The organism is Epilithonimonas sp. JDS, from assembly GCF_021261315.1.
Lineage (GTDB): Bacteria > Bacteroidota > Bacteroidia > Flavobacteriales > Weeksellaceae > Epilithonimonas.
The window spans coordinates 282363-304043 of the sequence record NZ_JAJSAX010000002.1 but is presented as its reverse complement, the minus strand read 5'-3'; the positions used below and the strand labels follow the sequence as shown (position 1 = coordinate 304043).

Below are 21681 nucleotides of genomic sequence, written 5' to 3'. Positions count from 1 at the left end.
TACCAAATTTATAAAAAAATCAAACGATTAAATTATTGAAAATAGAATTATATAATTAATAAAAAAAAATGTATTTTTGAAGAAATTCAAAAAAGAAACAATGGCAGAATACAAACTATTACTCCCAAGTATGGGCGAAGGAGTTATGGAAGCAACAATTATCAGCTGGATGTTCAATGAAGGTGATTTTATTAAAGAGGACGATTCTGTTGTAGAAATTGCAACAGACAAAGTAGATTCCGATGTACCAACACCAGTTTCGGGGAAAATTATCAAGATTCTGAAACAGAAAGATGATGTTGCAAAGATCGGTGAGGCCATTGCGATTTTGGAAACGGAAAGCGGTTCTTCGGAATCCGAAACGCCTGAGCCAAAGTCATATGAAGAAGTAAAGGATCAGATCCACCAGCCTGAGCCGGAAGTGATCAGCACTTTGGAGCAGCCATTGACGAACGTTTTCGAAAATTCATCAAATCAGAATTCAGATTTATATTTATCACCTTTAGTTAAGAATATTGTTCAGCAGGAAAACATTACGGACTCTGAACTTAAAAATATCATAGGAAGCGGACTGGAGGGCAGAATCACAAAAGAAGACATTCTCGATTTTGTTAAAAATAGAGGAACTAATGCTGAGGCTAAATCAGTGCCTGCACAGCAAGTTGTTTCTCAGCCTGCTCAGACTTCAGCACCGGCTCCGAAGGTTTCCAGTGCTCCAATTCAGGTTGGTGAAGGCGACGAGATCATCCAAATGGATCGTGTGCGCAAGATCATTGCAGAGGCAATGGTGAACAGCAAACACACTTCGCCACACGTGACTTCTTTCATAGAATCCGACGTGACGAATGTCGTGACCTGGAGAGCAAAGAACAAAGATTCTTATCAGAAAAGAGAAGGTGAGAAACTTACTTTTATGCCGATTTTCATTAGAGCGGTCGTGAAAGCGATTCAGGATTTTCCGATGATCAACGTTTCTGTGGATGGTGATAAAATCATCAAGAAAAAGAATATCAATATCGGAATGGCGACAGCGCTTCCAGACGGAAATCTGATTGTTCCAGTAATCAAAAATGCTGACCAATTAAGTTTGTCGGGGTTGGCAAAAGCAATTAACGATTTGGCTTACAGAGCACGTAACAAAAAACTGACTCCGGCCGACACACAAGGTGCGACTTACACCATTTCAAATGTTGGAACTTTCGGAAATCTGATGGGAACACCGATTATTCCTCAGCCTCAGGTTGCGATTTTGGCAGTTGGAGCGATTGTGAAAAAACCGGCCGTTATCGAAACTGAGTTTGGAGATGTGATTGCCATCCGTCAGAAGATGTTTATGTCGCATTCTTATGACCATAGAGTAGTGGACGGAAGTTTAGGCGGAATGTTCCTGAAACACGTCAACGATTATCTCGAAAATTGGGACCTCAATACAGAAATATAAAATCAAAGCCTCAGAATTTTCTGAGGCTTTTTTTTATGGTTTTAATTTCATTAAATTAAAATTCAATTTAAAGTGTTTGATTATTTTAGGTGAAATCTAAAGTTTTTAAATTTTGAATTTCTCTTAGAATAAGTATATAAACATTTTGAACTTCAAAACTTGATAACTTTAAAATTGATGAATTTCCAATAAAAGAGAATTTTTCAAGAGTATCAAGTTTAGTAATTGGATTAAAACTGTTGTGAACAATGCTTTGTCTAATAATATTTAGCTCTTTGAAAAATTTACTTCTAATCTCATTTTTATTGAGATTTAAAATTTTTGCAATTTCAACTCTGTATTTATCTTCCCAAATATTATAAAACATTGCAATTGTATTTCCAGCAATAATTCTTTGGTAGATTCCATTTTCATTATTCTTATTAATTTCCTCTTCATTAAAAGCTACTTCAGTTTCAAAGTCAATATCTTTTAAAACCAAATTTTCTAATTGTGAGTTGCATTCTTTGTACTGATAAAATGTACTTTTCATATTGTAAAGTGAAAAGTGAGCCATTCGATAAGCTTTGAATAGTTCTATTATTTCATCTTCAAAATTTTGTAGAATTTGTACTAACATTTGGAATTACAAGAGTTTTATTTGATTTCTACAACTCATCCATCTCCCCACTTCCAGCTTGTCCTTCATTCATAAGATAAGCTTTCAGGAAAGGCGTTATATTCCCGTTCATCACGCTGTCTACGTCGGAGGTTTCGTGTCCAGAACGTACATCTTTTACCAGTTTATACGGTTGCATTACATAATTTCGGATTTGAGAACCCCATTCGATTTTCATTTTTCCGGCTTCGATTTCATTTCTGGCCTTCAGACGTTCATCAAGTTCGATTTGGTAAAGTCGGGATTTTAGGAGTTGCATTGCCTTTTCCTTATTTTGAAGCTGAGAACGCGATTCTGAGTTTTCAATGATAATTCCAGTCGGTGCGTGACGGAGGCGAACTGCGGTTTCAACTTTATTTACATTTTGTCCACCAGCGCCTGAACTTCGCATTGTTTCAAAACTGATGTCGGCTGGATTGATATTAATCTCAATCGTATCGTCCACCAAAGGATAAACATAAACGGAAACAAAACTCGTGTGACGCTTGGCATTACTATCAAAAGGCGAAATTCTCACCAATCTGTGAACACCATTTTCACCTTTCAAATATCCGAAAGCAAACTCGCCGTCGATTTCTATCGTTACAGTTTTGATTCCGGCAACATCGCCTTCCTGAAAGTTGAGTTCACGGAGTTTGTAGCCTTGCTTGTCTGCCCACATCGTGTACATCCGCATCAGCATACTTGCCCAGTCGCAAGATTCTGTTCCACCGGCTCCGGCTGTAATTTGAAGAACGGCTGACAATTCATCGCCTTCATTGGAAAGCATATTTTTAAATTCCAGATTTTCGACTTTTTCAACTAATTTTGGGAAAGCTTCGTCCAGTTCTTTCTCGGAATCCGGGTCTTCTTTTGCAAATTCCATCAAAACCTGAAGGTCTTCAAATTCTGTCTTGATATTGTCATAACCTTCCACCCATTTTTTCTTGGAACGGAGTTGTTTCAGGAAAACTTCGGCTTCTTTGGAGTTGTTCCAGAATTCGGGTGCTGCGGTTTTCTCGTCGTCGTTGGAAATTTCGATTTTTTTCTTTTCGATTTGAAGGAACTTGTGCAGGTCTTCTATTCTGGATTGGATATCTTTTATTTGGTCTGTGTTTACCACGTTTGTTTTAATTTTTGCAAAAATAAGAAGAAATTGATGAATGTTGGGAATTAATGATTGAAGGAGAAATTTTAACGCAAAGGGCGCAAAGATTTTTTATCTAATTGAAAATATTTTTAAGGTTCACAAGGGCGCTTCGCTCAGCCAAGTTTAAATCATTGGGAAAAATTTCAATTGAATACGAATCCCGCAATAGGGATAGTAGTGGAAATCCTTTTTTGTGGTTGGGAAATCTTCTAATTAAATTGAAAACGTCTTCAACAAAAAAGATTGCAACGGATAGCCCGACCCGAGCTGGGGCATTTAGAAAGGCGAGGGGATTGCCATAATTGTAAAATGTAGGATTTAAAATGTAAAAAGTCTTTGAATTTATTTATTTGATAGTCAGTTGTTTGTAAATTAATTTCAAATTGTTTTGAAAATTGAGGCAACCATTTCGGATTTTTGCCGTCTTATAGTCAGAAAGAGAAAATGAATCGAGATTTACAACATATCTTTTCCAAAGCAAAGAAAAATGAACGACTGGCTCAGAAGAGTTTGTTCGAGATGTTTTCGGGAAAAATGTTGTCGGTGGCAAATTCTTACATCAATAATCGCGATGATTCGGAAGATGTGTTGATGAATGCTTTCTACAAAGCGTTTACGAAGCTTGAGGATTGTAAAAATTACGAATCGTTTCCGTTTTGGCTGAGGAAAATTGTGGTGAATGACGCGATTAGTTTTATTCGGACAAACAAACATATTCTTTATGCAGAAACCGAGTTTACGGATTCGATTGCGGAACAGACGGAAGATGTGGATGCGATTTCTCAGGACATTGATTTGGAAGTGATTTTCAGGGAAATGCCGATTGGTTATAAGTTGGTTTTCAATCTTTCGGTCTTTGAGGAAAAGAAACATCAGGAGATTGCGGAAATCCTGAATATCTCGGAAGGAACCAGCAAAAGTCAGCTGAGTAAAGCAAAAAAATGGCTAACTGATTATTTTAATCAACAAAACACGAAACAAAATGCAGAATCTGAAATCTAAATACGAACAAAAGGAAATGAAAGTTTCCGACGGTCTTTGGGATAGATTGGAAGAAAAACTTGACCAAGTGCCTGCGAAAGAAGAGAAGCCAAAAATCGTTTGGTTGAGATATGCTGCGGTTATTTTATTAATGATTGGTTTGGGTGGAAGTTTTTTGATGATTAATAGTAAATCTGATATTAAGGATAATCAGGAATTTGTAAATCAGACTGAAAATAAAAACCCTAATTCAAACCTAGTAAAATCATCAGAAAAAAATGAAGTTGGAAAGAAAAATCCAATCAATAATAGCTCTGAAACTGATAATAAAAGATTGGCGGTTGAAAATAAAGATTCTTCGACTCCGCTCAGAATGACAGAGGAAATTAAAAATGTAAATCAAGTTTCTGAAAAAGAAGTTATAGTGAAAAATAATGAGCCACAAATCATTCCTAAATCTGAAGAAAAATTGGCTCAGAACGATATTTTGACTTCGCTCAGCACACAGAAACCGGAAGTGAAATACGTGTCATCATCGGACTTACTTTTCGGAGTGGAAATAGACAAAGCGAAAACTGAAACGCCAAAATCGGCAATGGGAATCAATATTTCGAAATCTAAAATTGATTCTGATTTTCCCAATCCAAAACGCATCAAACTCTTCGGAATCACACTCTACGACAAAGATTCTATAACAACTAAATAAACTATAATGAAATTCAAAATTCTACTTTTGGCAATGCTTTCCAGCTTTGCTACAGCCCAAACTACGCTTGAGAGCCAAATGAAATCCTACACGGAAAAAGTCAATTCTATCGTATCGACAGAAAAAGCAAATATGAAATTTGAAACCGACAAAATCGATGAAGCTTTCTCTTCCGGAAAAATCACAAAAGCGGAACAGATTGCTCAGAAAGAAGCGGTTTCTAAAAAGTACGAAACGCTCATCAATGAAAAAATTGAAAACGAAAGAAATCATTTGGATGAAATTACGAAAGAAACTGTCAAAGAATCCATCTACGAAAAACCTTTCAACGGGAAAACTGCTTCACAAGCCGAATTGTCTCTTGGAGGAAATGGATTATCTCTTTCGATAAAAAAGAAAGATAAATCGCCAAAGGAATATATAAATCAAAGCTCATTAAGTGTTAGTTACGCTTTCGCTAATTTGACCAAAGGCAAAGGCAGTTTCAATCCTTTTGAGAATGATTCCGAAATGAGAATCGGGAATTCTCACAGCGTTGAGGTTCAGTTCAGAAAAGACCGTCAGTTGGGAAGTTTCACAAGTCCGTGGGTTTTGAGATACGGTTTGGCTTACAGAACTGATACTTATATGCCAAAACGTCCGCAGGTTTTTGTTCAGGAAAATTCGCAATTGTTTCTTGAGAATTTTGAAGAAGGAAGATTGAAACGTTCAAAATTGAGAAATGTTTACCTAACCTTACCAATTGAATTTCAGCTTTATCTGAATCCAAAATACACAGAATACGACGGCAAACAATATCTGGACGTGCGAAAAAAAATGTGGAAGGTTGGGGTCGGAGCTTACGCTGGTGTCAATACGAGAAGTATCGTAAAAGTGAAATATTACAACGAAAATGACAACTTCAAAAAATACGATTACACTTTGGATGACGGCGTAAATGCTTTTCTTTTCGGAGGAAAATTCAGTTTGGGTTATGGCGGTGTCACTTTATTTATTAAGAAAGATTTTACACCAATCTTCAATGACAAAGCGAATATCCCAAATAGAAACGGAATCCAGGTTGGAATCGAGATTGCGAACATTGATTTTTAAAACATAACATTTTCATAGAACACTATTATTATTTTCTGAAAGCATACTTTGAAAAGAGTGTGCTTTTTTTAGTCTTTAAAATAGCTATTCTTCAATCTGAATGCTATTTCCCAAAATAACATTGAGATTAATATATTAGAAAAAATAGCTGTAAAGATTCCATAATCATCCCAATCTGGAGCAATTTTAAAATGCCAGCCTAAATAAACAATTGCAATGCCTACCGAGGAAGTAATGAATGCGAACAGAATGTTCAAATAGGTATTTAATTTAAGGAAATAGTGAGCAAGGATAAAATTTAAAATTCCAAATTCTAGAATAAAATTGATGCTAGGATAATTGAAGAAATCTAAAGAATAAGCAATGCTTATAAACGGAAAAGTTAAAATAAAATAAATTAGAAAGAAAATGATTTGTCTGTATTTATTAATTGTCTTTATCATTATAATAAGCTTGTTATAGAAAACCAAATTACAAAATAATAAACTTAAAAAAAATCATCTCAGCATCACTTTTGCAAGTCTAAATTTTTATTTACATTGGCAAACAGGATTTAGAAATGAAAAATTTACAGTTAATCGGATTATTTTTGGTTGTGGCAGGCAGTTTTCTGCCCTTGGTTCATATTCCAATTGTTGGAAACTGGAACTATTGGAAAGTGGATAACACACTCGCCATCGTACTTTGGGGATTTTCTTTATTGACGCTGGTTTTCATCCTTATTGGCAAAACTAAATTGGTGAGAATAATGTCATTTTTAATGATATTGCTTTTTGTTTTCACAATTGTCGCCATTAAGTTAAAATCTTTGGATTATTTCAGCTTTTTACCCTTCAAGTCTTGGCAATCTACATTTGCAGGAATCGTGAAATTATCCTGGGGATGGTTCATCGAATTTCTGGGCGCAGTTGTTATTTTAATTTCATCTAGAAAAATTAAAATTAAACCACAAAGTCACAAAGATTTGCACAATGAGCACAACTAGTTTGCATTAATTGAAACCTTGTGAGCTTTGTGAAAAGAACGTTGTGAACCTTGTGTTTAAATAAATATAAAATCAAAAAAAATTAAAAATATTATGAAGGAAGTATTCATTGTATCAGCGGTCAGAACACCAATGGGAAGTTTTATGGGAAGTCTTTCGACGGTTCCTGCAACACAATTGGGAACTGTGGCTGTAAAAGGAGCTTTAGACAAAATCAAACTGGACCCGAGTTTGGTTGAGGAAATCTATATGGGAAATGTTTTGCAGGCTGGCGAAGGTCAGGCTCCGGCAAGACAAGTAGCTTTGGGCGCAGGTTTGTCCAATCATACACCTTCCACAACCATCAACAAAGTTTGTGCTTCGGGAATGAAAGCCGTGACAATGGCAACTCAGGCGATAAAAGCTGGCGACGTCGATATAATCGTAGCTGGCGGAATGGAAAATATGTCGATGGTTCCTCATTATATTGATGGAAGAAATGGCGTGAAATTAGGCGAAATCAAAATGCAGGACGGCCTTCTGAAAGATGGTTTGACCGATGTTTACAACAAACAGCATATGGGCTTTTGCGCAGAATTGTGCGCTAAAGAAAACGACATCTCGAGAGAAGAACAAGATGCTTTTGCAATCCAATCTTACAAAAGAGCTGCATCAGCTTGGGAAGCTGGAAAATTTGCAGAAGAAGTTGTTCCTGTTTCGATTCCTCAAAGAAAAGGCGACCCGATTGTTTTCTCGGAAGATGAAGAATATAAAGCGGTTAATTTTGATAAAATCCCAACATTAGGCACAGTTTTTCAAAAAGAAAACGGAACAGTAACCGCAGCCAACGCTTCAACTTTGAATGACGGCGCATCTGCTTTGATTCTAATGTCCAAAGAAAAAATGGAAGAATTGGGATTGAAACCTTTGGCGAAAATTATTTCTTACGCTGATGCAGCTGTAGAACCTGAAAGATTCACAATGGCACCTTCGAAGGCTTTGCCAATTGCACTAAAGAAAGCAAACTTGACAAAAGATGACATCGATTTCTTTGAATTGAATGAAGCATTTTCAGTTGTTGGTTTGGCGAATACCAAAGTTTTAGGATTGGACGCTTCAAAAGTGAATGTGAATGGTGGCGCAGTTTCTATCGGCCATCCGCTTGGAAGTTCTGGTTCCAGAATCATTGTCACTTTGATTAATGTTTTGAAACAAAATAACGGAAAATATGGTGCGGCCGCAATTTGCAATGGTGGCGGTGGCGCAACGGCTATTGTGATTGAGAATTTGCAATAGATTTTAAAAACCACAAAAGGCACAAAAGAAAATCTAAGATATAATTTTCTGAGAATCGATTCTTTTTTGAACTTTTACTAAGTAAAAATAGACTTCGGCTTTTGTGACTTTTGTGGTTGAAATAACAAAATAAAATTCAAAACCCTTTCAGATTTCAAAGTTTGAAAGGGTTTTTGTTATTAAATTTTTGATACAAACGCATTTTTTTGTCAACTTGTAATTCCTTTTTTTACTTTTGTCTAAATAATTATTTCCAATGTCCGAAATAGAAAAAACAATTCCAGAAAACTCAATCAAAAATAATCCGAAAATTATGCGCGCTTGGGCGTTGTATGATTGGGCAAACTCAGTTTATTCCTTGGTCATCACGTCCACAATTTTTCCGATTTATTACGCAATTCTTACGACGGCGTATGAAAAGAAAGAATATGTTGCAGAAACCAAACAGTGGATTGATGTCGCAGTTCCGCATATGATTAAGATATTTGGCAAAGAATATCATCCAGACACGGTTTATGGCTATTCTCTCACGCTTTCCTTCTTGATTGTCGTTTTGCTTTCCCCGATTTTATCGTCGTTGGCAGACACGATTGGGAACAAGAAATCTTTTCTCCAGTTTTTCTGTTATCTGGGCGCAACATCTTGTATGGGATTGGCGATGTTTACAGGAATGGGAACTGTTTGGCTGGGCTTGTTGTTCAGCGTTACGGCGAGTGTTGGTTTCTGGGGAAGTTTGGTTTTCTATAATTCCTTTTTGCCGGATATTGCAACGCCCGACAAGCAGGATGCGCTTTCTGCAAAAGGTTACGTTTACGGTTACATCGGTTCAGTTATTTTGGTAATTATTTGTTTGATTTTGATTCAGGTTTGTGCGGAAACACCTAAGCAGGCGCAGATTTACACTCGTGTAAGTTTCCTTTTGACTGGTGCTTGGTGGTTTGGCTTTTCTCAATATACCTTCAAACATTTGCCGCAATTTGGTCAGGTTAAGGAACAATTGCCGAAAGATTTGGTTTTGCTTAATTATAAAAATATCTTCAAAAGTCACAGAGAACAAGGTGGTTTCTTCGAAGTTTTGAAAGATAATTTCGGATTTTATTTTGATGTATTCAAACAAAGTTTCCGCGAATTGTTCAAAGTCGGCGGTCATCTTTTTGCCGATAAAAATTTGAAATTCTTCCTCTCCAGTTTCTTTTTCTATAGTGTCGGGATGCAGACGATTTTCCTAATGGCAACATTATTTGGAAAGCGTGAAATCAATATGGCGCAGGATAAATTGATAATGACACTTTTACTAATTCAGATAGAAGCTATTATCGGAGCCTTGTTTTTCTCTTGGTTATCGAAGAAAATCGGGAACAAAAATGTCATTAGTATCACCGTTGCCTTGTGGATCGGCGCTTGTCTTTCAGCCTATTATTTGAACAAGGAAAATCCGAATGTAGAATATCAATTCTACGGAATCGCTGCTGTGATTGGTTTGGTGATGGGCGGTTTGCAGGCGATGTCGCGGTCAACCTATTCCAAGTTGTTGCCACAGGATTCGATGGACAACACGACGTTCTTCAGTTTTTATGATGTCTTGGAAAAAATCGCCATTATCTTAGGAACTTTCATCTTCGCAACGTTGATAGAATATTACAACAATATGCGTTACGCCGCTTTATCGATGACGATTTTCTTCGCCATTGGATTGATATTGATTCGTTTTATGAAAGTGAAAAATAATACCAAATAATTGTCATTTTGAGAATATTAGGATTCCTGTTTTTATTACTGTTTACAGCTTTCAAGGCTCAAACTTCGATTTCAGAAGATTTGATTATTGGAAAGAAAATCACTTTGGATTCTAAGATTCTTAATGAAAAAAGAACACTCAATATCTATCTTCCACAGACTTATGACAAGACGAAAAGTTATCCTGTCATTTACATTCTAGACGGAAGTATGAATGAAGATTTCCTTCATCTGGTGGGACTTCAGCAGTTTTTTAATCTGCAGTTCAAAATGCCGGATTTCATCATTGTTGGTATTGCGAATGTTGATAGAAAAAGGGATTTCACGTTCCATACAGATTTGAAAGATTTGCAGAATGATTATCCTACGACAGGACATTCCGACAAGTTTATTGAATTTGTTGAAAAAGAATTGCAACCTTTCATCAATAAAAATTATAAGATAGATAAGACAAAATATATCATTGGTCAATCGTTGGGCGGACTTTTGGCAACTGAGATTTTATTGAAAAAGCCAGAACTTTTCACCCATTATTTCATCATCAGTCCAAGTCTATGGTGGGATGATGAAAGTCTTTTGAATGAAGCTAATTCATTACTTTCCTCACAAAAAGATGAAGAAAGATTTGTCTATGTTTCTGTGGGGAAAAATGAACATAAAACAATGGTGAAAGATGCGGATACACTTTTTCAAATTCTCAAGAATTTAGGAAAAAAGAAACTGAAATTAGAGTATAATCTAATGCAGGACGACAACCACGCAACCATTTTGCACAAAAGTGTTTACGAAGGGTTTTTGAAATTGTATCCATCATCAGATTAATTTTGGATTATTAATAAAAATTTAAAATCGCGGTTCATTTTTTGATAATAGTCGAATAGTTTATTTTTTGTAAATTTGCAACATCAAAACACACTATGACAAACCCTTTATTTTACGCTAAAATTCTTCTCTTCGGTGAGTATGGCATTATTGAGGATTCTCAAGGGCTCACTTTACCATACAGTTTTTATAAAGGAACACTCAAATTTTCCGATTTGGACAACGATTTTGAAAAGAAATCCAACCAATCTCTTGAAAAATATTCCAATTATCTTTTGGATTTGGAATTGCCTGAGGAATTTAAACTCAACGTACAATCTTTCAAAGCAGACATTGCAAAAGGTTTGTTCTTCGATTCCAATATTCCGCAAGGTTATGGAGTAGGGAGTTCAGGCGCTTTGGTGGCCGCGATTTTCGAAAAATATTCTTTTACAAAAAGAGAACCTGATACAATTTCCAAAAACGAACTGAAGGATTTGAAAATGATTTTCGGTCAGTTGGAAAGTTATTTTCACGGGAAAAGTTCAGGAATCGACCCGTTGATTTGCTTTATGAATCTTCCAATTCTGATTGAAAGCAAAGACAGCGTTGACAAAGTTTCCATTCCGGCAGAAGAATTGGGCAAAGGCGCAATTTTCCTGATTGATTCGGGAACAATTGGCGAAACCGGACCAATGATTCAAATCTTCTTTGAAAAGTTGAAAAATGAAGGTTTCCGCAAGACTTTGAAAGAAGAATTCATCCGTTACAACAACGCTTGTATCGATGCATTCCTTAGAAAAGATATGAATCCATTTTTCAAAAACTTGAAGAAATTATCCGTTTGGGCTTACGAACATTTCCGCCCGATGATTCCGGAAAATCTTTTCAACATCTGGAAAAAGGGAATCGATTCTAATGCTTATTACCTCAAACTTTGTGGTAGTGGAGGCGGAGGTTACATTCTTGGCTTCTCCAAAGATTACGAAAAGGCGGAGAAAATGCTGGAAGGTTTTCACAAAGAAGTGATTTACAGATTCTAGTTTCACCACAAAAGTATCAAAAGGATAGCTTGAAGATTTTACTTAAAAGTCTACAAAGTTCACTTTTTTGCTCTTTTGAATTTACTTTTTTTAATTTTAATTCTCAATTGTATCAAAATCTTTGTGACTTTTGTGGTTAAAAGATTTATTTAAAATAAAAATGACCAACGAAACGAAACCAACTTCCCGAAATGCCCTGTACCGTGTTTCTCAGTTGATGGGTTTTCTTTTGGGCGCTCGTTTTTTTGTTGCGATTCTACTCACGTTTGCACTTTATGTTTCCACGTTTTTCCTGTTCAATCGCGAAGAAAGTTTTAGAAATTTTGTCTTCGATTACAAGGTTCACTTTATCATCATTTGTTCCGTGCTCAGCATCTTAGCCGGCGGAATTATCAATCGGTTTTATGATAAGGAAAAAGACCAATTGGTCAAGCCTTTCCGTTCCAGATTGCAGAATTTCCTCAAGGAAAAATATTTTCTGACCGCTTATGTCATTCTCAACGCATTGTCGCTTGGATTGTCGTTTTTTGTGTCGCATCGGGTTTTTATTTTCTTCTTGATTTATCAATTTTTAATGTGGTTTTACAGTCACAAACTCAGCAAAATCATTGTCCTTAATAATTTTACGTTCGTAGCATTGACACTTTATCCATTCTTCGGAATGCTGATTTATTATCAGACGTTTTCTTTGAAGATTTTATTCCTTGCAATTTTCCTTTTCCTTATGCTTTTCATCATCGATGTTACAAAAGATACCTTGACGAGAAATGCAGATAAAATGTTTGGCTACGAGACGATTGCGAACCGATTGGGATTTCAAAACACGAGGTCGATTTTATTAATTTTATTAATTATCACCTTGATTGTTTCATTGATTCTCAGTGTTGGAATTGGCTTCAAAAATATTATTGCCTGGTATTTTCTACTGACAATTGTTGTGATTTTGGGAACAGTTTATATGTTGTTCAGAAATCAGAAAAATGATAAATTCAAATCTTTAAACCTTCTCAGACTTTGGATTTTCTTCGGAATTCTGGCAATGCTTTTGGACGGTATTTATCACAAATATCCTTGGTTGATTTAAATAATTTTCAAAGAAATGTCAGTAATCATTAGAGAAAATAAAGTCGAAGACAACGCCATTCTCGCTAAAATAATAAGAACAGCCTTTCACGATTTTGAAGTAAGTTGCACTGATGGAACGGCTTATTCTGACCCTACGACCGACGACTTATATTCATTGTTTCAAACTGAAAAATCAGCTTTTTTTGTAGCAGAAGATGATGGTTTGATTTTAGGTTGTTGCGGAATTTTTCCCACTGACAATTTGCCTGATGACACAACAGAACTCGCCAAATTTTACCTTTCAAAAGAAGCGAGAGGAAAAGGAATTGGAAAATTATTACTCGAAAAGTGTCTGGAAAAGGCTAAACATTTAGGTTACAAGAAAGTTTATCTTGAAAGTATTCCAGAATTTAGCAAAGCAGTTTCAATATATGAAAAACAAGGCTTTCAATATTTGGAAAAACCTTTGGGCAACTCAGGGCATTCTGGCTGTAATCTTTGGATGCTTAAAAATCTTAATTAGAATTTAGAAACGTATTATTATAATAAAAAAAAATCCAAAACCTTTTGGAAATGGACTTTTAATTATAGTATATTTTGGCAATTCATCAGTTCTTTTTTGGAACTTATTATCCCAAAATTTTATTTCTTATAATATTTGATTATTTGGAATATTTCATCAATTAAAGATTTTGTTTCTGTGTTTTGGAAATAATCTCTTGTTTGTGGCATATTTAAGTAATATAAAGTACTTGATAAAACCTCTTCATTATTATATTGATTTTCCGTAATTTTTACTAAATCCGCATTACTATTGTCGTCAAAAAATACTGTGATTTTTCTAATTTCTGAATTTCGATATTCTTTTAGATTTTTATCTTTATAGATGTGAGTTGTACTTCCATATTCCATTTTTAGATTTTTTTTAGTTTTTGTGTCAATGAAATTATAAACACTAAAACCGCCATCACCAAATATTTTTTTTTCTAAATTTTCAATCTTAATAGTTCCTTCGCTTATAGTCACTTCAAAGTCCAAAATTCTCTGTTTGTGATTAATAACATTTAGTGGGTAATTTTTGTCCAGCGAATCAATTGATTTATATTTTTCAATTTTTTTATTTAATATAATTTCTCCATTTTTCCTAACTTCAGTTTCTTGGGAATTCCCTCTCAAGAAAAATGTTAAAAATATGACTGAGAATAAAATTTGAAAATTTTGTTTCATCTTGCTCGCATTAAATTATAGTGATTTTATTAATTTACCCGAAAACATCATTCAGCACCTTCGCCAAACGTAATCCGCCGTACAACAATTGTCTTTCGACAGTAGATTCAAAACGGTAATTGTAATCGTAACTCAATTTGGAATCTTTCGGTGTGTGAAAATAGATGGAATTTGCAATTTTCTGACTGTCATACAACCAATCTTCCAAAGTTCCACCTTGGATATTTTTCACGTCATCTTTAGATTTGATGTCCAAGAGATTGGCGAATTCCGTGTAAGAATATTTTCTGTCTTCTACCATTTTCGAATCCCAAAGTGAATGCAAATTCGTGTTTTGTCCAAAGTAAGTCACATTGATTTTATTGCCTCCCAAATCTTCAAAACGGCCTACGTGAAGCGGTTGATGTAGGTCACCCACCAAATGAACCAGGAAGATCAAAGAATTTTTCTTATCAGATTCGGAAGTATTTTTGTCTTTAATCTTCTTCGCTAAATTTTCAATTTGAGTATAAAGATTCGGGCTTTTTTGCGCTTCCAAAGAATCTTTGAATTGCTGGAAATTCTTTTGTGCATTGATGTTCACATAATGCCAAGACGACGTTTCTTTCCAGACGCCAGTCGTGTCAGATTTGATGAAATCCGGCCAGTTGGCGTAGTAAGCCAATTTCTGATTTTGAAGAAGTTTCTTGATATTTCTTTCGGCTTTTGAACTCAAATGATGTTGAGCGATTTCTGCAATCACGCGGTGGCCCGTCAATCCCCAAGCAAAGCAATAGAAAGATGAGAACATTAAAACGGCAAACGTGAATTTTGATAAAATACTTTTCATCTGTAAATATTTATTTTTTGTTAATGGTCAGATGTTACACCCAGACATATTTCCTTTTTGAAGAAATTTTAGTTATAGGTGTTTCATCTTTTAATTTATTTCAGGTCGCAAAGATAGGTCTATCCAAAATTTATTTAAGTCCAAAACTCTGTTAAATATTATTAAACTTGGATTCTGACGCTGATTAGATTACTTCACAAAGGCACAAATTATATATCAAAATGCTTTAAAATGAAAATCTTTAATTTTCTTGTGCCTTAAACTATTTTCAACGGATTTTTTCCTGTGTCTTTGTGTTGAATATTAAGCTCAAAGTTTTTCACCTGAGATTTTTCAAACCTTACTAATTTAACAAAACTTGGTACTCTGCAATGATTCAAAAACAAGTTAAATTCCGTAAATTTGCGTTTTCCCAGAATTGGACTTTTCAATGAAATCGCTGTCATTAAAAGTGAAAAAAATATTTAAAATTAGCGATTCCATTTGACCTTTAAAAAAGAAATGAATATCTATAAATGAAAGATAATCAGGAATTTATCGAAATATACGGTGCTAGAGAACACAACCTCAAGAACATCACCGTCAAAATCCCACGCAACGAATTGGTGGTCATCACAGGACTTTCCGGGAGCGGAAAATCTTCCCTCGCATTTGATACGATTTTTGCAGAAGGGCAAAGGCGTTACATCGAGACATTTTCTGCGTATGCAAGGCAGTTTCTTGGCGGATTAGAACGTCCGGATGTTGACAAGATTGAAGGACTTTCTCCAGTAATCGCCATCGAACAAAAAACGACCAACAAAAATCCACGTTCAACCGTTGGAACCATTACCGAACTTTACGATTATCTGAGACTGTTGTTCGCAAGGGTTTCCGATGCTTATTCAATGAGCTCTGGGAAACGTTTGGTGAGTTACACGGAAGACCAGATTCTTGAGACCATCAAGGAAAACTTCAAAGGGAAAAAAGTCTATCTGATGGCGCCGGTTGTGCGTTCCAGAAAAGGACATTACCACGAATTGTTCATTCATCTTTCCAAAAAAGGTTATTCTCAAGCCAGAATTGATGGCGTTCTTCAAGACATTGAATATGATTTGAAACTCGACCGTTACAAAACCCACGACGTGGAAGTTGTCGTTGACCGATGGATTATCGGAGAATCGGCGACTGAGCTTAGAATGCAGAAGTCTCTGAAAACCGCTTCCGATATGGGCGAAGGTTTGATTGCGATTCAGGAAATGGGAAGTGAAGAAATCCATTTTTTTAGTAAGAATTTGATGGACGATATCACGGGAGATTCAATGGCTTTGCCGGAACCGAATACGTTCTCATTCAACTCGCCGAAAGGAAGTTGCGAAACTTGTAAAGGTCTCGGAACGGTTAAAAAAGTGAACACCGACTATTTTGTCGAAAATGATAAATTGTCAATCAATCAAGGTGCATTATTGCCTTTAGAACAAATCAAATCCAACAAATGGATTCTTTCTCAGATTAAATTAATCCTGGAAGTTTTCGATTTGAGTTTGACAACACCGTTTAAAGATATTCCGAAAGAAGCTTTGGAATACATCTATCACGGTCATAATAAGGATATTACGAAAGAACTGAAACACGCCGGAATCTCGAAAAAAATTAAAATCAACTTCGAAGGTTTGGTTCATATTCTTGAAGAGATTGTGGACGAACGTGAAAATTATGATGCTGTTTTGGTGGAAAGAAATTTCACAACAGAAGAAGTTTGTCCGACTTGTAAAGGTGCGCGTCTTCGTCAGGAAAGTTTGAGTTTCAAGATTGATGGAAAAAATATTGCGGAAATCAACGGCCTTTCTTTATTAGATTTGAAAGAATGGCTGGCCGATGTAAAAGATACTTTCAGCGAAAAAAATAAAATCATCGCGTACGAAATCCTTAGAGAAATCGAAACAAGATTGCAATTTCTTCTGGATGTCGGTTTGGATTATCTGAGTCTCAGCAGAAGCTCGAAAACCCTTTCTGGAGGTGAATCTCAGCGAATCCGCTTGGCGACGCAAATTGGTTCTCAACTCGTGAATGTTCTTTATATTTTGGATGAACCGTCAATTGGTCTTCATCAAAGAGACAACGAAAGATTGATTAATTCCCTGAAACATCTTCGTGACATCGGGAATTCGGTTTTAGTGGTAGAGCACGATAAAGATATGATTCTCGAAGCTGACCACGTTTTGGATATTGGTCCGAGAGCGGGAAAATTCGGTGGTGAAATCCTTTGGCAAGGTCATCCGAAAGACATCAAAAAAGCCAAGACAATCACAGCAGATTATTTGACTGGAAAACGAAAAATCGAAATTCCTGCAGAACGAAGAGCCGGAAACGGAAAATCAATTGTTCTGAAAGGCGCAACTGGAAACAACCTTAAAAATGTAAACCTCGAAATTCCATTAGGAAAATTGGTTGTCGTTTCGGGGATTTCCGGAAGTGGAAAATCGTCTTTGATTAATGGAACGCTTTATCCAATCCTGAACCGTCATTTTTACAGAGCGATTCAGGAACCTTTGCCTTACAAAAGCATCGATGGGATTGATAATATCGACAAAATCGTAGATGTTGACCAAAGCCCGATTGGTAGAACACCACGTTCAAATCCAGCAACTTACACGGGAATGTTTACGGACATTCGTAACCTTTTTGCCGAATTACCAGAGAGTAAAATCCGTGGTTATAAAGCAGGAAGATTCTCTTTCAATGTGAAAGGCGGACGTTGCGAAACTTGCCAAGGTGGCGGTTTAAAAGTCATTGAAATGAATTTCCTGCCCGATGTTTACGTGCATTGCGAAACCTGCCACGGGAAACGTTTCAACCGCGAAACTTTAGAGGTTCGTTACAAAGGAAAATCGATTTCTGATGTTCTGGAAATGACCATCAATGAAGCGGTAGAATTCTTCCAGCCGATTCCGAAAATCTACATCAGAGTGAAAACTTTGCAGGATGTTGGTTTGGGTTACATCACAATCGGTCAGCAATCCACAACTTTGAGTGGAGGAGAAGCGCAACGTGTAAAATTGGCGACGGAACTTTCCAAAAGACAAACCGGAAACACGCTTTATATATTAGATGAGCCAACAACCGGACTTCATTTTGAAGATGTAAAAGTCTTGATGGAAGCCATCAATCAATTAGTTGAATTAGGAAATTCCTTCATCATTATCGAGCATAATATGGATGTTATCAAATTGGCTGACCACATCATCGATGTTGGTCCGGAAGGTGGAAAACACGGCGGACAAATCATTGCGGAAGGAACGCCTGAGCAGATTATCAAATCCAAGAAAAGTTTGACGGCGAAGTTTTTGAAAAAGGAAATGTAACTTGATTAGAAGTTAGAGCTTAGATTTTAGAAGTTAGACTTTATAATAAATAAAAAATGTCATTCCATTTGGAGTGACATTTTTGTTTGATTTTCTTAATTATAAATCCCATTCGCCTCGGTCAAAATCATTGGTTTTCCGTCTGTCACGACAATCGTATGTTCGTGTTGCGCCATAAAACCGCCTTTGTTTCCAACCATTGTCCAGCCATCTTTTTGAGTGTCCGCAATCGTGGAAGTTGTGGAAATGAAGGTCTCAATCGCTACCACAGAATTCTTCTTGAATCTTTGGGTATTGAATCGGTCGCGGTAATTGGCAATCTCGTGTGGTTCCTCGTGCAGGCTTCTGCCAACGCCGTGTCCAGTCAGGTTTTTGATGACTTTGTAACCGCGTTTTTTGGCTTCGGTTTCCATCAGATGACCAATGTCCGAGATTTTCACGCCACCTTTGATATTTGCAATTGCTTTTTGCAGGATTTCTTTGGAAACGTCAATCAGTTTTTGATGGTGGTTGATGTCTTCGCCAATCACAAAAGAACCGCCATTGTCTGACCAATAGCCGTCCAATTCCGCAGAAACATCAATGTTAATCAAATCGCCTTCTTTTAGAATCGTTTCCTCGGACGGAATCCCGTGGCAGAATTCATTATTCACGCTGATGCAAGTGTAACCAGGAAATCCGTATGTCAGATACGGAGCAGATTTGGCGCCCATTTCTTCAAGGATTTTTCCGCCAAAATCATCCAATTCCTTTGTCGAGATTCCTGCTTTGGCAAAGTTTCGCATTTCCTTCAAAGCATAAGCTACAGCCTCGCTGGCTTTCTGCATTCCGATTAATTCTGACTCGTTGGTGATGGACATAATGATTTTTTTTAATTCAGTAAAAATCAAATTTATTGATATAGATTTAGAAAAACAAATTTCAGCACAGACTTACGCCATTCTACAATTTGGTATCAATTTTGTCAATCATCAAAAAAAATGAATTATGAAATCAATTAAGATTTATCTGGCAACCGGTATATTTTTACTAAGTCTGTCATCTTGTGTGGCGCCACCAAGGCCACCAAGACCATCACATCCTAGAGGCGCAAAGCCAATGCCACCAGGACAAGCTAAAAAGGTTTTCGGAACCAAGTCGGCGAGACCTTTTGCACCAGGACAACGTAAATAAGTTTTCAAAAAATAAAAGTTGAAATTCCAGGAGATTCACTTCTCTTGGAATTTTTTTTTAAATCCCAATGTTAATTTTTCACTTTCAATGTTAATTTAATATGAACGGAATATTAAAATGTTGTAACTTTGTCATTAGATAAGATAAATATTAACTCAAAATCAATTGATTATGGAAATGAAAATGATTAGCAAAATGGTTGCATTATCAATATTTGTATTGGCAGGTTTGTTCAGTGTGGCTCAGGCTCAGGAATCTGAGAAAAATATACAGGAAGTAGTGCTTCGCTCCGGCGATGCTTTTGGGGAACTTAGGAATCTAGTGAGAGATAATTTCGACTTTACAAAATCGGAATATAAGGAAGGCGTTATCAATTCAGACGTCAGATTCAGTCTCGCTGAGAACGGAAAAATCACAAATATCCGCGCCAACGGCGACTGCAAAAATGTAAGCAAAGAATTGGAAAACGTTTTGGCCAATCTGCTTTACAAAGTAGACGTCAACAAGCTGAACCAAAATATGATGGCTACGACTTATGTGATGCCTGTGAGCGTCACGATAGATAATAGATAAATGTTTAAATTGTTATTAAAGAAAGTCATATGCAACCCTGTATATGGCTTTTTTTTGTGAATTATTTGGGCGCCTTTATCCGTCCTCCACTCCCTCCCGATTTTTCATCGGGATCCGTTCAAGCCGGGTCGCGCTTCGCCAAGTTGAAACATTTACGAAGTATTGAAAATTCTCCTCCATTGGAGGGGTGGTAAAAATTCAAAGAATTTTTGACGGGGTGGTTAATTGTAAGAAGATGAATTGCAACTCTTTAATCTTTTCTCTATTTTCTATCCTCTACTAAAGCGGATTTTTTTATATTTATGAACTAAGAAACTGAAAGACAAAAACTCAATTTTATGATTGATAAAAGAGTGAAAAACGCCCAAGAAGCGGTAAAAGATATAGAAAGCGGAATGACGATAATGCTCGGCGGATTCGGACTTTGCGGAATTCCTGAGAATTGCATTACAGAATTGGTCAACAAAAACGTGACGGATTTGACCTGCATTTCCAACAATGCCGGCGTTGATGACTTCGGATTGGGATTGCTTTTGCAGAAAAAACAAATCAAAAAAATGATTTCGTCCTACGTTGGCGAAAACGCAGAATTCGAGCGCCAAATGCTTTCCGGAGAATTGGAAGTTGAACTCACACCACAAGGAACGCTTGCCGAAAAATGCAGGTCAGCACAAGCTGGGATTCCCGCATTCTACACGCCTGCAGGTTTCGGGACAGAAGTGGCGGAAGGCAAAGAAGTCAAAGATTTTGATGGAAAACCGCACATTTTGGAACACGCCTACAAAGCAGAATTCTCCATCGTAAAAGCCTGGAAAGGCGACCACGCAGGAAACTTGATTTTCAAAGGTTCAGCCCGTAATTTTAATTTCCCAATGGCAGGCGCCGGAAAAATCACCATTGCAGAAGTGGAAGAGTTGGTAGAACCAGGACAACTGAACCCGAACGAAATCCACATTCCCGGAATTATGGTTCAAAGGATTTTCCAGGGCGAGAATTATGAGAAAAGGATAGAGCAGAGGACTGTGAGGAAGAGAGGTTAACCACGAAAATTGCAATTTAATAATTGCGATATTAAATTACTTTTTAATTTTGTTGGTTTTTGACTTTAAGATATTTATACTATCTCTCAGAACTTTATTTTTTTCATTAAACTCTTGTTTTTCAATATCAAATTTTGAGTTTCCATTGTCAAATCCCAATTTGTAAGCACCACTAATTAATATTACTAATGTTGTCCAAAAAAAAGGATTTCTAATAAGACTTAAAATTTGATTTTCATTTTTTGATTTGTTTGGTTTTAATGATTCGCAAGACTTTATAGCACCTTTGAATTTTAAAAGTTCTCTATCAAATTGAGTTAAATAGTATCCACTAAATTTTGATTTATCTGCGGATTGTATCATTTTATAAGGTCCACTATTTTCGTCAAAATTTGTGTAAATGTAATTTTCAACTTTTGAAATCCAAGCTAAAAATTCTGTTGTAGCATCACTGTAAAATTCTCCGTGTGCATATTTTTTATTATTTTCACTGGAATATTGATTTCCTTCGATTATTAAATCTGTAACCTCTAAGTTTTTTTTCTCCATCTGCAGTGTTATTTTGGATATAACAACTAATAA

Annotated in this window: 21 protein-coding genes; 15 read left to right on the top strand and 6 right to left on the bottom strand. The window is 36.2% G+C overall.

Features of this window, described 5'->3' with window-relative positions:
- Positions 1 to 100 precede the first annotated feature (100 nt).
- The gene (locus tag LUD75_RS08135; protein ID WP_232705185.1) at positions 101 to 1441 is read left to right on the top strand and encodes a dihydrolipoamide acetyltransferase family protein; all 1341 of its coding nucleotides are present in this window, start codon (positions 101 to 103) and stop codon (positions 1439 to 1441) included.
- An 85-nt stretch (positions 1442 to 1526) separates the two neighbouring features.
- On the opposite strand, the gene LUD75_RS08130 is transcribed toward LUD75_RS08135, so the two are convergent.
- Positions 1527 to 2060 carry a hypothetical protein gene (locus tag LUD75_RS08130; protein ID WP_232705184.1) on the bottom strand — a complete coding sequence of 178 codons (534 nt, stop codon included), beginning with the start codon at positions 2058 to 2060 and terminating at the stop codon, positions 1527 to 1529.
- A gap of 28 nt (positions 2061 to 2088) precedes the next feature.
- Positions 2089 to 3201 carry a peptide chain release factor 2 gene (prfB, locus tag LUD75_RS08125; protein ID WP_232705183.1) on the bottom strand — a complete coding sequence of 371 codons (1113 nt, stop codon included), beginning with the start codon at positions 3199 to 3201 and terminating at the stop codon, positions 2089 to 2091.
- Positions 3202 to 3672: 471 nt separating this feature from the next.
- On the opposite strand from prfB, the gene LUD75_RS08120 reads away from it, so the two are divergent.
- From LUD75_RS08120 to LUD75_RS08075, 10 genes are all read left to right on the top strand, one after another.
- Positions 3673 to 4230, top strand: a complete 558-nt coding sequence (locus LUD75_RS08120; protein ID WP_232705182.1) for a sigma-70 family RNA polymerase sigma factor — start codon at positions 3673 to 3675, stop codon at positions 4228 to 4230.
- Positions 4211 to 4915, top strand: coding sequence for a hypothetical protein (locus tag LUD75_RS08115; RefSeq protein ID WP_232705181.1), 705 nt, complete (start codon positions 4211 to 4213; stop codon positions 4913 to 4915). Before LUD75_RS08120 ends, LUD75_RS08115 begins: the two co-directional genes overlap by 20 nt.
- Before the next feature lie 6 nt (positions 4916 to 4921).
- Positions 4922 to 6007, top strand: coding sequence for a PorT family protein (locus LUD75_RS08110; protein WP_232705180.1), 1086 nt, complete (start codon positions 4922 to 4924; stop codon positions 6005 to 6007).
- Positions 6008 to 6566: 559 nt separating this feature from the next.
- Positions 6567 to 6992 (top strand): hypothetical protein, encoded by a 426-nt coding sequence (locus LUD75_RS08105; RefSeq protein ID WP_232705179.1) that lies wholly within the window; start codon positions 6567 to 6569, stop codon positions 6990 to 6992.
- Positions 6993 to 7085: 93 nt separating this feature from the next.
- Entirely contained in the window at positions 7086 to 8267 is a 1182-nt protein-coding gene (locus LUD75_RS08100; RefSeq protein WP_232705178.1) for an acetyl-CoA C-acyltransferase, read from the top strand.
- Between the two features lie 256 nt (positions 8268 to 8523).
- On the top strand, positions 8524 to 10005 hold the full coding sequence (locus tag LUD75_RS08095; protein ID WP_034965587.1) for an MFS transporter: 1482 nt from the start codon (positions 8524 to 8526) through the stop codon (positions 10003 to 10005).
- Between the two features lie 8 nt (positions 10006 to 10013).
- Entirely contained in the window at positions 10014 to 10826 is an 813-nt protein-coding gene (locus LUD75_RS08090) for an alpha/beta hydrolase-fold protein (RefSeq protein ID WP_232705177.1), read from the top strand.
- Between the two features lie 95 nt (positions 10827 to 10921).
- Positions 10922 to 11848, top strand: coding sequence for a mevalonate kinase (locus tag LUD75_RS08085; RefSeq protein WP_034965590.1), 927 nt, complete (start codon positions 10922 to 10924; stop codon positions 11846 to 11848).
- Between the two features lie 160 nt (positions 11849 to 12008).
- Positions 12009 to 12932 (top strand): UbiA family prenyltransferase, encoded by a 924-nt coding sequence (locus LUD75_RS08080; protein WP_232705176.1) that lies wholly within the window; start codon positions 12009 to 12011, stop codon positions 12930 to 12932.
- 15 nt (positions 12933 to 12947) lie between these two features.
- Positions 12948 to 13436: a GNAT family N-acetyltransferase gene (locus tag LUD75_RS08075; protein ID WP_232705175.1), complete on the top strand. Its 489-nt coding sequence runs from the start codon at positions 12948 to 12950 to the stop codon at positions 13434 to 13436.
- A gap of 119 nt (positions 13437 to 13555) precedes the next feature.
- Here LUD75_RS08075 and LUD75_RS08070 read toward each other — a convergent pair whose 3' ends face one another.
- Together LUD75_RS08070 and LUD75_RS08065 are read right to left on the bottom strand one after the other, a co-directional pair.
- On the bottom strand, positions 13556 to 14140 hold the full coding sequence (locus tag LUD75_RS08070) for a hypothetical protein (protein WP_232705174.1): 585 nt from the start codon (positions 14138 to 14140) through the stop codon (positions 13556 to 13558).
- Between the two features lie 34 nt (positions 14141 to 14174).
- Entirely contained in the window at positions 14175 to 14969 is a 795-nt protein-coding gene (locus tag LUD75_RS08065; protein WP_232705173.1) for a S1/P1 nuclease, read from the bottom strand.
- 515 nt (positions 14970 to 15484) lie between these two features.
- Between LUD75_RS08065 and uvrA the strand changes: the two genes are divergently transcribed.
- On the top strand, positions 15485 to 18313 hold the full coding sequence (uvrA, locus tag LUD75_RS08060) for an excinuclease ABC subunit UvrA (RefSeq protein WP_232705172.1): 2829 nt from the start codon (positions 15485 to 15487) through the stop codon (positions 18311 to 18313).
- Between the two features lie 95 nt (positions 18314 to 18408).
- On the opposite strand, the gene map is transcribed toward uvrA, so the two are convergent.
- Positions 18409 to 19173, bottom strand: a complete 765-nt coding sequence (gene map, locus LUD75_RS08055) for a type I methionyl aminopeptidase (RefSeq protein WP_232705171.1) — start codon at positions 19171 to 19173, stop codon at positions 18409 to 18411.
- A 127-nt stretch (positions 19174 to 19300) separates the two neighbouring features.
- On the opposite strand from map, the gene LUD75_RS08050 reads away from it, so the two are divergent.
- From LUD75_RS08050 to LUD75_RS08040, 3 genes are all read left to right on the top strand, one after another.
- Entirely contained in the window at positions 19301 to 19486 is a 186-nt protein-coding gene (locus LUD75_RS08050; protein ID WP_232705170.1) for a hypothetical protein, read from the top strand.
- 171 nt (positions 19487 to 19657) lie between these two features.
- Positions 19658 to 20059 carry a hypothetical protein gene (locus LUD75_RS08045; RefSeq protein ID WP_232705169.1) on the top strand — a complete coding sequence of 134 codons (402 nt, stop codon included), beginning with the start codon at positions 19658 to 19660 and terminating at the stop codon, positions 20057 to 20059.
- A 338-nt stretch (positions 20060 to 20397) separates the two neighbouring features.
- Positions 20398 to 21099, top strand: coding sequence for a CoA transferase subunit A (locus LUD75_RS08040; RefSeq protein ID WP_232705168.1), 702 nt, complete (start codon positions 20398 to 20400; stop codon positions 21097 to 21099).
- A gap of 36 nt (positions 21100 to 21135) precedes the next feature.
- Here LUD75_RS08040 and LUD75_RS08035 read toward each other — a convergent pair whose 3' ends face one another.
- A complete protein-coding gene (locus tag LUD75_RS08035) occupies positions 21136 to 21648 on the bottom strand; it encodes a hypothetical protein (RefSeq protein WP_232705167.1) in 513 nt (170 codons plus the stop codon).
- Between the last annotated feature and the right edge of the window lie 33 nt (positions 21649 to 21681).

What these genes read in the sequence shown, in the direction of transcription:
- LUD75_RS08135 (WP_232705185.1), top strand. Translation starts at nt 101, where the DNA reads ATGGCAGAATACAAACTATTACTCCCAAGTATGGGCGAAGGAGTTATG.
- LUD75_RS08130 (WP_232705184.1), bottom strand. Translation starts at nt 2,060, where the DNA reads ATGTTAGTACAAATTCTACAAAATTTTGAAGATGAAATAATAGAACTA.
- LUD75_RS08120 (WP_232705182.1), top strand. Translation starts at nt 3,673, where the DNA reads ATGAATCGAGATTTACAACATATCTTTTCCAAAGCAAAGAAAAATGAA.
- LUD75_RS08115 (WP_232705181.1), top strand. Translation starts at nt 4,211, where the DNA reads ATGCAGAATCTGAAATCTAAATACGAACAAAAGGAAATGAAAGTTTCC.
- LUD75_RS08110 (WP_232705180.1), top strand. Translation starts at nt 4,922, where the DNA reads ATGAAATTCAAAATTCTACTTTTGGCAATGCTTTCCAGCTTTGCTACA.
- LUD75_RS08105 (WP_232705179.1), top strand. Translation starts at nt 6,567, where the DNA reads ATGAAAAATTTACAGTTAATCGGATTATTTTTGGTTGTGGCAGGCAGT.
- LUD75_RS08100 (WP_232705178.1), top strand. Translation starts at nt 7,086, where the DNA reads ATGAAGGAAGTATTCATTGTATCAGCGGTCAGAACACCAATGGGAAGT.
- LUD75_RS08095 (WP_034965587.1), top strand. Translation starts at nt 8,524, where the DNA reads ATGTCCGAAATAGAAAAAACAATTCCAGAAAACTCAATCAAAAATAAT.
- LUD75_RS08085 (WP_034965590.1), top strand. Translation starts at nt 10,922, where the DNA reads ATGACAAACCCTTTATTTTACGCTAAAATTCTTCTCTTCGGTGAGTAT.
- LUD75_RS08080 (WP_232705176.1), top strand. Translation starts at nt 12,009, where the DNA reads ATGACCAACGAAACGAAACCAACTTCCCGAAATGCCCTGTACCGTGTT.
- LUD75_RS08075 (WP_232705175.1), top strand. Translation starts at nt 12,948, where the DNA reads ATGTCAGTAATCATTAGAGAAAATAAAGTCGAAGACAACGCCATTCTC.
- LUD75_RS08070 (WP_232705174.1), bottom strand. Translation starts at nt 14,140, where the DNA reads ATGAAACAAAATTTTCAAATTTTATTCTCAGTCATATTTTTAACATTT.
- LUD75_RS08065 (WP_232705173.1), bottom strand. Translation starts at nt 14,969, where the DNA reads ATGAAAAGTATTTTATCAAAATTCACGTTTGCCGTTTTAATGTTCTCA.
- uvrA (WP_232705172.1), top strand. Translation starts at nt 15,485, where the DNA reads ATGAAAGATAATCAGGAATTTATCGAAATATACGGTGCTAGAGAACAC.
- map (WP_232705171.1), bottom strand. Translation starts at nt 19,173, where the DNA reads ATGTCCATCACCAACGAGTCAGAATTAATCGGAATGCAGAAAGCCAGC.
- LUD75_RS08050 (WP_232705170.1), top strand. Translation starts at nt 19,301, where the DNA reads ATGAAATCAATTAAGATTTATCTGGCAACCGGTATATTTTTACTAAGT.
- LUD75_RS08045 (WP_232705169.1), top strand. Translation starts at nt 19,658, where the DNA reads ATGGAAATGAAAATGATTAGCAAAATGGTTGCATTATCAATATTTGTA.
- LUD75_RS08040 (WP_232705168.1), top strand. Translation starts at nt 20,398, where the DNA reads ATGATTGATAAAAGAGTGAAAAACGCCCAAGAAGCGGTAAAAGATATA.
- LUD75_RS08035 (WP_232705167.1), bottom strand. Translation starts at nt 21,648, where the DNA reads ATGGAGAAAAAAAACTTAGAGGTTACAGATTTAATAATCGAAGGAAAT.